At 37.4% G+C, this 14,650-nt stretch carries 14 protein-coding genes; 9 read left to right on the forward strand and 5 right to left on the reverse strand.

Annotated elements, in window-relative coordinates:
• Positions 1-217: 217 nt before the first annotated feature.
• Positions 218-1,393 (reverse strand): MFS transporter, encoded by a 1,176-nt coding sequence (locus BGM26_RS16300; protein ID WP_217041045.1) that lies wholly within the window; start codon positions 1,391-1,393, stop codon positions 218-220.
• Positions 1,394-1,709: 316 nt separating this feature from the next.
• On the opposite strand from BGM26_RS16300, the gene cax reads away from it, so the two are divergent.
• Entirely contained in the window at positions 1,710-2,786 is a 1,077-nt protein-coding gene (gene cax / locus BGM26_RS16305) for a calcium/proton exchanger (RefSeq protein WP_217041214.1), read from the forward strand.
• 569 nt (positions 2,787-3,355) lie between these two features.
• On the forward strand, positions 3,356-4,174 hold the full coding sequence (locus tag BGM26_RS16310) for a YfkD famly protein (RefSeq protein ID WP_217041048.1): 819 nt from the start codon (positions 3,356-3,358) through the stop codon (positions 4,172-4,174).
• 70 nt (positions 4,175-4,244) lie between these two features.
• On the opposite strand, the gene yfkAB is transcribed toward BGM26_RS16310, so the two are convergent.
• Entirely contained in the window at positions 4,245-5,360 is a 1,116-nt protein-coding gene (yfkAB, locus tag BGM26_RS16315) for a radical SAM/CxCxxxxC motif protein YfkAB (RefSeq protein WP_217041050.1), read from the reverse strand.
• 246 nt (positions 5,361-5,606) lie between these two features.
• Positions 5,607-6,878: a transcriptional regulator gene (locus BGM26_RS16320; protein WP_217041052.1), complete on the reverse strand. Its 1,272-nt coding sequence runs from the start codon at positions 6,876-6,878 to the stop codon at positions 5,607-5,609.
• Between the two features lie 104 nt (positions 6,879-6,982).
• Between BGM26_RS16320 and BGM26_RS16325 the strand changes: the two genes are divergently transcribed.
• The 3 genes from BGM26_RS16325 (at position 6,983) to BGM26_RS16335 (ending at position 10,596) form a co-directional block, all read left to right on the forward strand.
• Complete coding sequence (locus tag BGM26_RS16325; protein ID WP_217041054.1) at positions 6,983-8,092, forward strand: mandelate racemase/muconate lactonizing enzyme family protein; 1,110 nt, start codon at positions 6,983-6,985, stop codon at positions 8,090-8,092.
• Between the two features lie 15 nt (positions 8,093-8,107).
• Positions 8,108-8,815 carry a GNAT family N-acetyltransferase gene (locus BGM26_RS16330; RefSeq protein ID WP_217041056.1) on the forward strand — a complete coding sequence of 236 codons (708 nt, stop codon included), beginning with the start codon at positions 8,108-8,110 and terminating at the stop codon, positions 8,813-8,815.
• A 278-nt stretch (positions 8,816-9,093) separates the two neighbouring features.
• Positions 9,094-10,596: a mechanosensitive ion channel gene (locus BGM26_RS16335; protein ID WP_483297812.1), complete on the forward strand. Its 1,503-nt coding sequence runs from the start codon at positions 9,094-9,096 to the stop codon at positions 10,594-10,596.
• 202 nt (positions 10,597-10,798) lie between these two features.
• On the opposite strand, the gene BGM26_RS16340 is transcribed toward BGM26_RS16335, so the two are convergent.
• Together BGM26_RS16340 and BGM26_RS16345 are read right to left on the reverse strand one after the other, a co-directional pair.
• Positions 10,799-11,068 (reverse strand): hypothetical protein, encoded by a 270-nt coding sequence (locus BGM26_RS16340; protein WP_217041060.1) that lies wholly within the window; start codon positions 11,066-11,068, stop codon positions 10,799-10,801.
• Between the two features lie 158 nt (positions 11,069-11,226).
• On the reverse strand, positions 11,227-11,640 hold the full coding sequence (locus BGM26_RS16345; RefSeq protein WP_217041231.1) for a hypothetical protein: 414 nt from the start codon (positions 11,638-11,640) through the stop codon (positions 11,227-11,229).
• A gap of 352 nt (positions 11,641-11,992) precedes the next feature.
• On the opposite strand from BGM26_RS16345, the gene BGM26_RS16350 reads away from it, so the two are divergent.
• The 4 genes from BGM26_RS16350 to BGM26_RS16365 are packed head-to-tail and all read left to right on the forward strand — an operon-like array spanning position 11,993 to position 14,613.
• Positions 11,993-12,820 carry an STAS domain-containing protein gene (locus BGM26_RS16350; protein WP_217041062.1) on the forward strand — a complete coding sequence of 276 codons (828 nt, stop codon included), beginning with the start codon at positions 11,993-11,995 and terminating at the stop codon, positions 12,818-12,820.
• 3 nt (positions 12,821-12,823) lie between these two features.
• The gene (locus BGM26_RS16355; RefSeq protein WP_217041064.1) at positions 12,824-13,186 is read left to right on the forward strand and encodes an STAS domain-containing protein; all 363 of its coding nucleotides are present in this window, start codon (positions 12,824-12,826) and stop codon (positions 13,184-13,186) included.
• A 3-nt stretch (positions 13,187-13,189) separates the two neighbouring features.
• On the forward strand, positions 13,190-13,591 hold the full coding sequence (locus BGM26_RS16360) for an anti-sigma regulatory factor (RefSeq protein WP_217041066.1): 402 nt from the start codon (positions 13,190-13,192) through the stop codon (positions 13,589-13,591).
• A 14-nt stretch (positions 13,592-13,605) separates the two neighbouring features.
• Positions 13,606-14,613 carry a PP2C family protein-serine/threonine phosphatase gene (locus tag BGM26_RS16365; protein WP_217041068.1) on the forward strand — a complete coding sequence of 336 codons (1,008 nt, stop codon included), beginning with the start codon at positions 13,606-13,608 and terminating at the stop codon, positions 14,611-14,613.
• Positions 14,614-14,650 lie beyond the last annotated feature (37 nt).

Consider the following 14,650-nt stretch of genomic DNA (forward strand, 5'->3'; position numbering starts at 1 on the left):
GATTTTACAATTGAGAAGAATAATCAGCATCAATACCCCTAATAAACGACGAAAGCTGCCGCCATATAGGCGACAGCAAAAAAACAATTACAATCAGCGTAATGCCGAGATGGAATATTTATTTAATTTAAGTTTACTATATAGCCTATGAAATGAAAAGCAATATGTTCTTGTTTTTTATAATTATTATAATTAGTTAAGAAATTCACAAAACCATCTAGTACGTTTCTTTTTTTACTAATTCTGGTTTACTTCCAAAGATAGCTACTGTTAAGAAAATAAGAAAAAGCATGAGACTAATAATATTAAAAAAGCTGATTGATTTGAAATGTTGGATAAAGACACCACCCAAAAAAGGACCAGCTAAGCTACCGATACTAAAAGCAACTCCGCATAGCAAATTCCCGGTTGGAAGCAAGTTCTTTGGCATTAAATCGGCCATATAGCTGATACCAAGGGAAAAGGTGGAGCCAACGACCATTCCGGCTACAAATAGGCAAATCGTTAAACCAATGAGAATATCTTCTAAGAAGCCGGCAGTTGTAAAGCTTAAAAACCCGGCAAATAGAATAGCCATGATTATATTTCGCCTGCCATATTTATCACTTAGGATGCCAAGCGGGAGTTGGAAAACAATCGCACCAACCGCAAAAGATGTTAGGAGCAGAGAAACATTCGATACCTCAAGGCCGATTCGCAGCCCGTAAACGGGAAAACTTCCATTTACTGAAGTTTCGAGGAAACCGTACCCAAATGGGGGCAGAAATGCGACCCACCCATACTTTGTCGCTTGCTTAAACCGTTTCAGTGTTTCTTTTAATGAGTTAATTTGGATCGTCTGCTCAGGAAAATCATTTTTCAATGTGAATAAAAACAACCACGCAATCAAACATAGACATGATGACAAAATAAAAGGAAGTGTCTCATTAATATTAATAAGCGGAGCCATCAAAGGGCCTACTGCGAAGCCTGCACCGAAAAATAATCCATATAGCGAGATGTTTCGGCCTCGTTGATGTTCCGGCGAAAAAGATGTAATCCATGTTTGCGTCCCAAAATGAAGGGCGTGATCACCAATTCCGATTAATAGACGTAAAAAGAACCAAAACCAAAATGATTTCCAAAATGGAAACAAGACAAGTGAAAGGACAACAAGCAATCCTCCGAAAATGATCACCGGTTTATAACCATATTTTCTTAATGGATATTCCATAAAGGGGGAAATAAGCAGGATGCCAATATACAATCCTGTTGCGTGCAGTCCATTTAAGCTTGATGAAACGCCATCATTTTCAAAAATAATTGCAATTAACGGGAGAAGCATCCCCTGGCTAAATCCAGAGATAGCAACGATACTAATTAAAATCCAAAATCGTATTTGTTCTTTATTCATTTACAAAACCTCTATTTCTTCTGCCAAACAATTCTGTTGGTTAAAGGCATTTTTCATAATCGCTACTAGTCGATGGTATCTAGAATTGACAACGTTGGCAAGATAAATAGTGTTTTTTATTCTTTAAGTCTGGGGAAGAATAGGGATCAATGAGAAAAAATAAACTAATGAGTAGTGAGAATTCGCAAAGGCCGATAAATTGCAAAAGTAGCTGATATATAGAAAGGGGTACTGATATATATATAATGTCACCGTTATATCGGAAAAAGTATTGATATATAGAATTGTGCCAAAGATGAATACAGAAAAATCATCTATGAAAGGAGTACCAATAATGAATAAAGTTTTTATAGTGCTTGTATTTGGAGGAGTTCCGCTGTCGGTGATTGGAACACTGATGCATTGGTCAAGTATTCTGCTTTTTATAATCTATTGCGTGACCATTATTGCGCTTGCTAGTTTTATGGGGAGAGCAACGGAAAGCCTGGCGATAATAGCAGGTCCAAGGATTGGCGGATTATTGAATGCCACTTTTGGTAATGCGGTCGAATTAATTATCTCGATCTTTGCCCTTAAAGCAGGCTTGATTGGCGTGGTACTAGCTTCATTAACAGGCTCTGTTATTGGAAATTTGTTATTAGTAGCTGGATTGTCATTCTTTATTGGGGGTATAAAATTTAAGCGTCAGTCATTCAACGTCTATGATGCAAGGCATAATTCAGGATTGCTTATGTTTGGAGTGATTGTTGCCTTTGTCATTCCGGAGGTATTTTCCAAATCGATGGATGCGAGCAAAACGTTAATTTTCAGTATCGGCATTTCGGTTATTTTGATTACGTTATATTTGGCGGCCTTATTTTTTAAACTTGTTACTCACCGTGGGGTTTATCAAACGAAAGATGAGAGTAGAGCGCTGCACGCTGACGAAGTCCCTGAGTGGAGCAAAGGGAAGGCGATAGCTGTCCTTTTCCTCGCAACAATTGCTGTTGCTTATATTTCTGAACATTTAGTACATACCTTTACAGAAGTAGGGAAAACATTTGGCTGGACAGAATTATTTATAGGGGTAGTCATTGTTGCCATTGTTGGAAATGCGGCAGAACATGCGTCAGCAATCATCATGGCCTATAAAAACAAAATGGATGTTGCCGTTGAAATTGCAGTCGGGTCTACGCTTCAAATAGCGATGTTTGTCGCACCATTGCTTGTATTAATTTCCTTGTTTTTCCCGACAACCATGCGGTTATTGTTTACTCTTCCAGAATTAATCGCAATGGTTACAGCCGCTTTACTCATGATCGTAATTTCGAACGATGGCGAATCGAACTGGTTTGAAGGAGCCACATTGCTTGCTGCCTACGTAATTATGGGGATTGGATTTTATTTATTATGAAGGCTCTTTTCGCATATATTGTTTTTTTTTCTTCAAAGTTTGCTCGTTGATTTCCGCTCCAATCAACTCAGATAGTTATATAAAAATCACACTAAAAAGCAACAAACTTTACGAAAATTGCTATTATGAAAAACAAAACGACTCCGAATAATTCTCAGAGTCGTTTTTTATTGATAAGTATCTTTTATTGGAATTTACGCTTTAAAAAGGAAATAAATCTACTCGCTTTCAGGCATTGATCACCAACCTTTACGTTGTTATTTGACCACGAAACCTAATCCGGAATGATGACTTCTTAACAATAATTATTTCATCCTCCTTATTTTATATAAAAGCGAATCGACTTAACCGCCCTCCTTTTTATTGAAAGTAAATTAATTATACAATGTTTTTGAATGTTTGTAAATATTCTAATTTTTACAAAAGTATTACAAATATCAGTTTAATGAAATCATATTGTAAAAAATCACCGTACGATGATTTTCTTTCGTCGGATGGATAATATAACTGAACTACGAAAAAACTAAAAGCAAACTAAAAAGATAGTGAGTTGAAAGGAGTTCGACAGCATGAAAAAATTCGTTTCCATGTTCCTAATAGGTCTACTTTTCATGTTATCAATTCAACACCTAACATGGGCAGAAACGGGCCAGAAAAAGGAAGTGCCAGTCCCAAAGGGGATCACTGTGCCAAGCTCTGTTTTAAAAATCACGAAAGAAAACACATATCCAAATCCAACCCAGAATATGCCTACTCTCCAGCCAAGTGAATTAACCAAAAAGCTCATCGATTCGTCGAAAGTGAAAATTGAAAACCCTGACTTAATTCGAATGCTAAATGAATCATCGGTGAACAGCACTCCTTTTGCTGTTGGGTACCGAGCCATTATCTACCTTGGCCAATGGCCGCTGAATTATGAGTCATCAGAAACGTCACCAAACTGGGAATATCAAAAAATAAATACGAACTATTATGACAATCGGGGAGGGAAGGCAGCTTACCGAATCCATTACGTCCAAGAAGTACAAAAGGTTGTACGTGGCGGACTGACAGCAAAGGTTCCAAATATGGAAGATGTTAAAAAAATGATGTTATTAAAAGCGATGGAGAAATCAGGCTTACCGCTTGCTTTTGATACAGTGATCGGAGCCGGAACAAAAAAAGACCAAATCTATAACATCCATCCGAAAAATTTAGGCTATTTATACGGCTACGCTCCCGCCGTCAATGAAAAAGGAAAGGTAACCTATGGAGAAGTATATTTAATGCTGAAGGGAAACAAAAAAATGATTATTATTAAAAATGTAACATCCCAGGGCGTTGGAGCATGGATCCCGATTCAAGATCATGTATCATTTGGATTTTTAGTATCAGAACGTCCAAGATAAAAAACGCCAGATCTCTGGCGTTTTTATTTTGGACGTATAGAGCATGGAGTTAAATCGCTGGTTGTTGGATTTACAAGTTTGATTTCCCTTTTTGAAAATCTACATCCTTATAATAACTATTTTTTACTAGAACATTTGGACCTAGGCAGCGAACTTCAGGACAATGGCAATTCAATGATTCAGCAAGGCTGGATCCTATCCATTGATCAAATACATCTGAAAGCGCATCCTTCTTTATATTGCCTAGAGAAGGAGTGTCACCGAAATCGGTCACGATCACATCGCCTGTAAAAATATTTACATTTAAGCGGGAACGTCCATCCGGGTCGTTTCGCACCGTTACCTTTTTAGCAGAATATAATCGACTCAAAAGATTCAAGTCTTCCTCCTTTGAACCGCAAGCATAAAAAGGAAGCGTACCAAATAGCATCCATGTATTCTCATCCCGAATATCCAATAAATGATGAATGGCAGATCTGATTTCTTCTAAAGAAAGACTTTCTAAAGATGAGGCGAAATCTGAAGGGTACATAGGATGTATCTCGTGCCGCTGACAATTCATTTCGCTAACAATCTGCTTGTGAATCTTTTCAAGATGCGGCAATGTTCGTTTATTAAGCATCGTTTCAGCAGAAACCATTACTCCCGCTTTTACTAGTTCACGGCTGTTATCAATCATTCTTGTAAAAAGGCTTCTTCTTTGTTCAACTGTCGGTTTGCGTTCCATCATGGCGAAGCCGCCTTCGACAAAGTCTTCTTCCGTTCCCCAGTTATGAGAAATATGCAGAACATCCAAGTATGGAATTATCGCGTCATAGCGGCTAAGTTCCAAAGTCAAATTCGAATTCATCTGTGTTTTCACACCTCTGCTATGGGCGTACCTCAGTAAAGGAACTACATATTTCTCCACGGATTTCTTCGAAAGCATCGGTTCTCCGCCCGTGATACTTAAAGATCTTAAATGTGGAATCTCGTCAAGTCTGTTAAGTAAAAGTTCAACTGGAAGAGCATCCGGGTCCTTGGGCTGAAGCGTATAACCGACTGCACAATGCTCGCAGCGCATATTGCATAAAACGGTGGTCGTAAATTCAATATTAGACAAAGTTAGTTTTCCATATTGGTTCATATCCATATAAGCTTCCCATGGATCAAAGTCCGGGGTCATCTGTATTTTTTTAGAAATCATCCTATTCTCCTTTAAAAATTATTCTTTTGATATGTGAGTAAATTTCATCATATAATTAATGAAAATGAAAGGCTGTTTTCGTAATCTTTGTTACTATTTAACAAAAATGAGGTCTAGTTGATTTCCGCTCCAATCAACATACAAAATCTATTTAAAAACGACAATTTTAGAAAACAGTCAAATGAAAAAATGATAACACTATATAATACCACTATTATATATGGTATAAGTGAAATTATAGTAGGATCAAAAATAAGTGGGCAAATCGAGTTCGTAAATGGCACGCGGGCGCCCTTGTTGATAAGTCATTTCTTCACCGACGACACGAGCATATCCATGGTCGACTAATTTTTTAATTATGCGCTCTGTGGAACGTCTTGTCACTTGAAGATATTCAGCAAGTTCTTTAGAAGTAAATTGAAGTGACGGCCTAAATTTGCTGAATTGCATGATTTTCGAGAGATTAGCAGGACTTAATTTCGTTCGTTTGGCTATTTGCAAAAATTCAGGATGATCATTTTTCAATCGCAGTTGTTTACTTTCTTGTGGAAAAGGACCAAGAAGCTCTTTCTTTTCCGTTAAAATGTACCCGCACTTTTCAACTGCATTTTTTTCGGCAAACCGGAGGGCGTCTGTTGCGTTTTGGTCAGCTTCCATTATTGTAGTCCCATAGCCGAAGCCGATGGTGATAGTTTCTTCCCATTTATTAAGGAAATGCTGGAGCATATCCCGCTTCATTAACGTTTCGATATCGCCCCGAGTGCTGTAAAGGACAAAAAGGGCATCATCCACCTGCTGTACGGATGCATTGATGTTATGAGCGAATGAATCAACTATTTCCCGCTGCTGATTATCCCAATTGTTTAGAGAGACATAGGCAACTGCTACTTGAGCGGATTGACTTTTTACAAGCTCGGCTTGGTCTTTCGCATCCTGCAGCCCTCGAATTAATACACTTATTGGATCCGTCATCCTTAAGGCAGGTACGCCAAGAAGCTGTAGCTGATCAAAAACGGCATGAATACTCGTTAAGGCTAAATCGACAGAGCCTTGCTTCCAAAGTGAATAATGATAACTTGTGATTCGTTTCAAGTCGAACTCTTCTTTCTCAAGCATTTGATGATAATCCATTACATGAAAACGCTGCACATTAATATCTATCGACTCTAATACATTTGTTAAAAAAGAAGAATCGATTAAATCAATCGAAATGCGCTCCAACGGAACTTTTTTATGATAAAATATAGAGAGTAAAGATGTCGTGATGGTCATTTCATCTTGGACTAGGTAGAGCGTAGGAATAGGTAAAGTTTCCCGATGTTTTTTCGAAAAATAATAAGGCAAAGCACCTGAAAAAAAGACAGCATCGCAAGGCTTAATATTTTTTACAAGGTTAGCTGCTCCTTGTGGTTCTTGATAAATATAGGGAATCAATTCAATATTAGCAACATATGGCTCAACGGATTGGATACTTTGAAAAAAATCAGCAGAGCAAATGACAGCAATTTTCGTACTCATTAATTCAACTCCAAAAAAAGGGATTTACATTTTTAAATAGCGACTATTTAACGACAACTATATCAAATCATTCATTATTTTGTAAACGAAAGGAAGTCATACTAATGAAAATTACAGCTATTCATCTTTATGCCATTCATTTACCGCTTCATAACCCATTCGTCATCAGCTATGGTTCATACGACTATATGCCATCTATCATTGTGAAGATTGAAACGGACGAAGGCATTGTCGGCTACGGTGAAGGGGTGGCAGACGAACATGTGACAGGGGAATCATGGGAAGGCGTTTTTCATATATTGAAAAATACATTAGCACCTACTTTACTGGGTAAAAACCCGATGGAAATCGAGAAGATTCACGATTTCATGAATAAGGCAATTTACGGGGCGCCGACTGCCAAGGCTGCAATTGATATTGCATGTTTTGATATTATGGGGAAAAAACTGGAGCAGCCAGTGTATCAGTTGATCGGCGGACGGTATCATGACGAGTTTCCAATCACCCATGTGCTAAGTATTGCTGAGCCTGTAGAGATGGCAGATGAAGCTGCATCAATGGTCGAAAAGGGCTACCGATCTTTTAAAATGAAAGTAGGAACAAAGGTCAGCCAAGATGTGAAGCGAATCCAAGCTGTTCGTGAAAGAGTTGGAGAGGATATTGCGATTCGCGTAGATGTCAATCAAGGCTGGAGGAATAGTTCAACAACACTTGTGGCTTTAAACCAATTACGCGATTGCAATTTAGATTGGGTTGAACAGCCGGTAGTTGCTGATGATATTGACGGAATGGTTGAAGTAAAATCTAAGACTACTCTTCCTTTAATGATCGATGAAGGCTTAAAAGGTTCTCGTGAAATGCTCGAAATCATCCAAAAACGCGCATCTGATAAAGTCAATATTAAATTAATGAAGTGCGGGGGAATTTATCCTGCTGTGAAGCTTGCTCATCAAGCGGAGCTTGCAGGCATCGAATGCCAAGTTGGGTCGATGGTCGAATCTTCTGTTGGATCTGCAGCAGGATTCCATGTCGCTTTTTCCAAAAAGGTCATTACAAGTGTCGAATTAACGGGCCCCTTGAAGTTTTCAAAGGATATTGGTAATTTACACTATGATGTCCCGTTTATCCGGTTAACTGAAAAGCCGGGATTAGGTGTCGAGGTCGATGAAGAAATACTGAGCGAATTAACCGTATTTCAGGATATTGTCCGCTAAAAAGGAGGGAAATTTGTGAACCATATTTATGAAGGTACACTCAATAAAAACGGTCAGGAGGGGCCCCTTCCATTTAGAGTTCGCACTTTAAATAGCGATCATTTGCCTGCTATTTTAAACGTACAAGAAGAAGTTCTTCTTCAATTACAGGGCAAAGATACGCTGCAGCCACTTACGAAAGAAGAATTTGAATTTATTTTAACAGGAAAGGGACTAATGATAGGTGCATTTGATGAGGAGAAGCTCATTGCATTTCGAGCGTTATTAGTTCCTCCGATCGATGAAGAACACTTAGGGATAGATATCGGGCTACCAGAGGAGGAATTATCCAGGGTAATCTACCAGGAAATTTCGAATGTCCTCCCAGCCTACCGGGGAAATCAGCTGCAAAAGATCCTTGCGACCCTTATTATGCAGGAATTAGCTAAGAGTAATCACGGCTACCGATATGTTTGCTGTACAGTTGCACCATTTAATATGCCGAGCTTAAAAGATAAGTTTGCTCAAGGGATGGAAATCGGTGCGTTAAAGGAGAAATATGGCGGAAGCCTGCGCTATGTTTTTATGAAGGATTTGAAAGAATCCGAGCCTCAAGAATTCGGAGAAATCACGTCTATCCTAATGAGTGACACAGCCGCCCAACAAGCCAAACTCACCGAGGGCTGGCGCGGTGTAACAATGGAAGAACGTGAAGGCACAATGTGGGTTGTATTTGGACGGTAAGGGGTATTTAATCAGTTAGAACGCTAAAAAGCGTTATGCATTCTTCCATGCGTAACGCTTTTTTTCTTCGTTTCCGGGGTTAATTTTTCAAGATAGAATATGAAGTTTATCTATTTTTCGGTATAACGTGCGAAGACTTATGCCTAAGTCTAGCTGCCCCTTTTGTTTAGTAACTGTTATTAACTAATTATTTGAATAATGTTTTATATCAGGAATGGAGGGTATTACATTTACTATACAAAATTAGTAATGAAGAAAAGGGGATAGGTAGAATGATTATGAACGAAATGATGACAGGATGGTACTCGTACTTTCACCAACTTCCAAGCTTTTTATTGGCACTTCTCGTATTATTGATTGGCTGGCTTATCGCTAAAAGTATCGGAAAAGGTGCAGAAGCTGCTTTAAAGAAAACTAGTTTTGATGATCAGCTGTTTTCAAACTTTGGAAAGAGAAAGTACTCATCTGAATTAATTATTGGAAAAATTGTTTACTATCTTCTGCTGGTTTTTGTGTGGATTATCTTTTTTAATATGCTGAGCTTAAGCTTTATTGCAACACCGCTCATTCAAATGTTATCCACCATCACAGCAGCCATTCCAAACCTATTAAAAGCTGCTCTGATTTTACTGCTTGCCTGGGTGGCAGCATTTCTCCTTCGTATGCTGTTTAAAAAGGGAACAGCACTGTTCCACTTAGAACGCCGTTTAGTAAAATGGAATATCGCAAATAGTGAAGTTGACGCGATGAACAAGGTTAACAGTATTGCCAAAGCCCTCTTCTATTTTGTTCTGGTGCTATTCTTACCTGGGGTATTAGATGCATTACAAATTAAAGGGATTTCAGAACCATTCGCACAATCTCTTACAATCCTTCTAGCATTTATACCTAAGTTATTTGCTGCAGCTCTGATTGTTTTTGTCGGCTGGCTTATAGCTAAAATTGTTCGTGATATATTAACGAACTTTCTAATAAGTATTGGTACGGAAAGACTCGGTCAGCGTTTGGGATTAATAGAAAAAATAGAAGGTACAGGTCTTTCAAGTATCATTGGAAATATTGTGTTTATTTTAATCTTAATTCCTACGATTATAACTGCCCTAGAAAAACTTGAACTAAAAGGAATTTCTGATCCAGCAATAGCAATGCTCCATGATGTGCTAGCACTCATTCCAAACATCGCTGTTGCTGTTATTCTGATCTTAGTTGGCTTAGAGCTTGGAAAATGGGTGGAGAGAATCGTCGCTCAAATGCTTGGGCGTTTAGGGTTTAACGGTATATTTCAGCATATGGGTATTGGCTCATTAAATCCAGAGCAATCCAAGTACACTCTTTCTCAAATTGTTGGTTTGTTTGTAAAAGTTGTTCTCGTTTTAATGTTTACAGTTGAAGCATTACAGATTGTCCAACTAGGGTTCTTAGTAACTCTCGCAACAGGTGTAATTGCTTATTTACCGATGCTGTTTGCGGCACTTGTTATTTTAGGAGTTGGATTATATTTAGGCAATTTAGTAGAACGTATTCTGCAAAATATTTTAAAGAACAGATACTCCCGTACCTTCGCATCTGTTGCAAAGTATGCAATATTATCCATTACAGTCTTTATGGCATTAGATCAACTTGGTGTTGCGCACTCCATCGTAAATGCCGCATTTATCCTTATACTGGGAGGATTAGCGTTAGCATTTGGACTTGCATTCGGCCTGGGTGGAAAAGATTTTGCTTCAAAATATTTACGTAAACTAGATAATAAAATAGATGAAGAAAATAATAGCATATAAAACCAAAAAATAGAGAAGAAGGGCAAATCTTTCCCGATCGAATGAAATTTAAAAATAACAATCCGAAACTTACATGATTTCGGATTGTTATTTTTGTAGATAGATAGGAGGTGTAGGCCTTACTTATGAAGTAAAAAGAATAAATTCATTTTTTCACCTTACAAAAAAATGGTTGGGGTAATAATCTGCCCCAACTCTTCTATCACTGGATTTTCTCATTATAAAATTGCACTGAATACATAGCCCCTTCACTAACCATATTGTTATCTTCCAGATCATGCGGATGAGGATTTCCTCCCTTTTCGATCGGCAGATTTTTACTTTTATCGAAAATGGTAGGCTTAATTTTCCGTTTCCATTCTCTAAGTAAATTTTCAGCCTTTATTCTGTTCGGTTTTGAAGATAACCAAATCACGGCAGATACTCCTATTCCTGCGGCCATTATTGTTTTCATAGGGGAAATTTGTCTCATAACAGGACCTCCTTTAGATTTTAACAATCTTATAAAATAGCAGTTATTTCGACTTAAGTTCTATTTATCTTATGATTACCCGATTCGTTTCTTTTAAAACATTTTTTTCAAAGTTTCATTTATTCAACAATCGGGGATTTAGATAAAAGAACTTTCCATTATTGAGCCGGGTCAGGAATTAGATTTTCTTCCAGCAGCTCGCTCCCAGTTTTAGCATTCTTCATTTCTTTGCCAAGCCTTTTCATTTCGTCGAAATCCTGTGCCATAGAGCTATTGTTGGATTCCTCTAATGATTGGGGTGCTGAATCAAGGAACAGCCGCTCTAACTCAATCAGCTTATCGAGGGCAGATCTGTGAACATGAAGCGGCACAGTTTCATTTTCTTTAAAGGCGGCTTCCTCGAAATGAACAACCGTATGGCCTTGTTCGTAAGCTGACGTATTTATATACAGAGGATAAGAGGCCCCTGTCACATCACTAATGATATTCAATCGATACGTTGATTTCTCTAAAAATTCCACTCGTTCCAACCCATGATCGGCAAAATGCTGATTTAGTGTTTCTTTATCCATTACTATCTCCTCCTAAAAATGATTTCTTTTAGTATGTAACCCTATTTTAGGGGTTTGAAACAAAAGGAGATTCTTTTTTTTAGCTAGTGGAAAGTTTAACTTTTTGTGCAAGCTAAAGTAAGTTTCGACAAAATATAAAAATTCAAGTTTATTCATCGCATAAAAATAACTAAGCCATTCGCCAAAGGACTTGGGTAGTATCAAGTTTGTCCTAATATCACAAAGAAAACAGCTTATATAATTGGGTCTAAATGACTAGGTCATCGTATTTATATGTTTAGATAGTATAAATTGGTATAATACTGGCAAGAAAATAGTCATTTGAATAAATGTTTAGGAGAGGAGAATTTAGATGGATAAAACAAATTATTTTGTCGACTATATTCAAACAAACCGAGAACAGCTTTTAAATGAATGGACGGAAAAACTTATAAATATAGATGAGCAAAAAGTATCAAGTGTGCTATCAGACCAAGTCTATATTAATATTTGTAATGAATATATAAATATATTAGTTAATAATTTTATGAATCAAGATAAAAACCTTATCAGCAAGATGAGTGCTTTCTCTCAAAAAATGGTTCAATTAAGCTGGACTTTAGCTTTTATTATGGAAAGTTTAACTGAATTTGGAAAGGTTCTATTCTTTCAGATGACTAAGGATGCTTCTGAAAAGGAAAAAATTGAATTTGTTTGGGCTTATGATAAATGGATTAGTCCTATTAATAATGAAGTGTTTAATCAGTATGCATCATCTTGGCAAAAAACAGTCTCCTTACAGAAAATTGCGCTTCAGGAGCTATCCGCACCACTTATCCCCATTTTTGATAATATTACGGTAATGCCTTTAGTTGGAACAATTGATACAGAAAGAGCAAAATGCATTATGGAAAATTTATTACAAGGTGTTGTTAAGCATCGGGCACAGGTTGTATTAATTGATATTACAGGAGTTCCAGTGGTAGATACGATGGTGGCCCACCATATTATTCAGGCTTCTGAGGCTGTAAGGCTAGTGGGAGCAAAATGTTTGATCGTTGGGATTCGGCCGGAGATTGCACAAACAATTGTTAATTTAGGAATAAATTTAAATCAAGTCATTACAAAAAACAGTTTGCAAAAAGGGATTGAAGCTGCCTTGGAAATGACAAATCGAAAGATCATATCAATGGGGGAATAATACATGGTTGCCAGAATACCAATCCTAAAGTTATATAACTGCCTGCTTGTCTCTATTCAGTGGGAGCTTGATGATCAAACAGCATTACAATTTCAAGAAGAACTGCTTCACAAAATTCATGAAACAGAAGCGAACGGTGTAGTGATCGATTTAACGTCTGTTGATGTCATTGATTCGTTTATTGCAAAAGTTCTTGGTGATGTCATTAGTATGTCCAAACTGATGGGGGTGAAAGTGGTTTTGACTGGTATCCAGCCAGCTGTAGCGATTACACTAGTTGAACTAGGAATTCACCTTCAAGATGTCCAAACCGCACTAGATTTAGAAAAGGGGCTGGAAAAATTACAGCGGGAGTTGGGGGAGTAACGCATGGAGAACGAATCCTATGTAAAAATTATAACAGAATGGGATATCGTTGCAGCTAGGCAACTGGGAAGAAACATCGCCAAAGAGCTTGGATTTGGTACAGTTGACCAAGCAAGAATCACGACATCGATTTCTGAGCTTGCACGTAATATTTATTTATATGCCGGACAAGGTGAGATATGGATTGAACGCATAAATGAATTTGGTAAACGTGGTTTAATTGTTGTAGCTGTTGATAATGGACCAGGAATTCAGGATATTAGAAGAGTGATGGAGGATGGATTTTCAACATCAGGTGGTTTAGGGGCAGGATTACCAGGGGTTAAACGCTTAATGGATGAATTTGATATTACATCATCAACAGGGGAAGGTACGAATATCCAGGTAGTGAAATGGCTTCGATAGGAGGATGTTAGTGCATGGATTTTAAAGATGTTTTAGAAGCAAGTTACCGGGAAATACTTCGCAGCTATCTTAAAGAATCATCCGAAACAGCTTTGTACCAAGGACAAAAATTTAGCAGAAAATCAATTGAACACCAAATACCCCCAGAAGAAATCATCAGTTTACATTGTAAAGTTTTGAAAGAACTTTTTCCTGATATTCAAAAAGAGGTTTTATCTTCCTTCGACTTTCTCTTAGAGTTTATGATGGACTATGGCTTAGCCTACCAGGAACATCAAAGCTTACGAGATCAGCAGTTTGAAATGAAATCAGAAATTCAAATTGCGGCAAGCATCCAAGAAAATCTATTAGAAACCCCAATTCCTCAAATTGACGATTTAGATATTGGAGCGATAAGTGTTCCTGCAAAGCAAATGAATGGAGATTATCACCACTTTATTCATGATGGACAAATTATTAATATAGCCATTGCAGATGTAATAGGAAAAGGAATACCTGCAGCTATTTGTATGTCAATGATAAAATATGCGATGGATAGTTTACCAGAGTCTAGGAAAAACCCTCACCATGTTTTAGAAAATTTAAATAGTGTCGTAGAAAATAATGTTGATTCAGGAATGTTTATTACCATGTTTTATGGAATGTACGATACAGTAAAACATTCATTTGCTTATGCTTCAGCAGGGCATGAGCAAGGGTTTTATTATCATTCCTTAACAAATTCCTATGAGGACCTCATTACAAAAGGTCTCGTGTTAGGTGTTGATCAAAACATAAAATATGATCAATATGAAAAACAGGTGGAACCTGGGGATATGATTGTTTTATTATCGGACGGAGTGACTGAATCAAGGACAGATGATGGTTTTATGGAACGTTCGTTTATAACAGATTTAATCCAGAAGTATAAGCAATTGTCCGCCCAAGAAATGGTTGAAAAAATCTATCGTGATATTGAAAAAATGCAGAATTTTGAAATGAGTGATGATTTTACACTTATTATTATAAAACGAAAGGTTTAATATTCAATTGGTGCGGGTAAGTATTTCAATAGATTGA

Origin of the sequence: Bacillus sp. FJAT-29790, assembly GCF_019039215.1 — a bacterium.
Taxonomy (GTDB): Bacteria; Bacillota; Bacilli; order Bacillales; family Cytobacillaceae; genus Cytobacillus.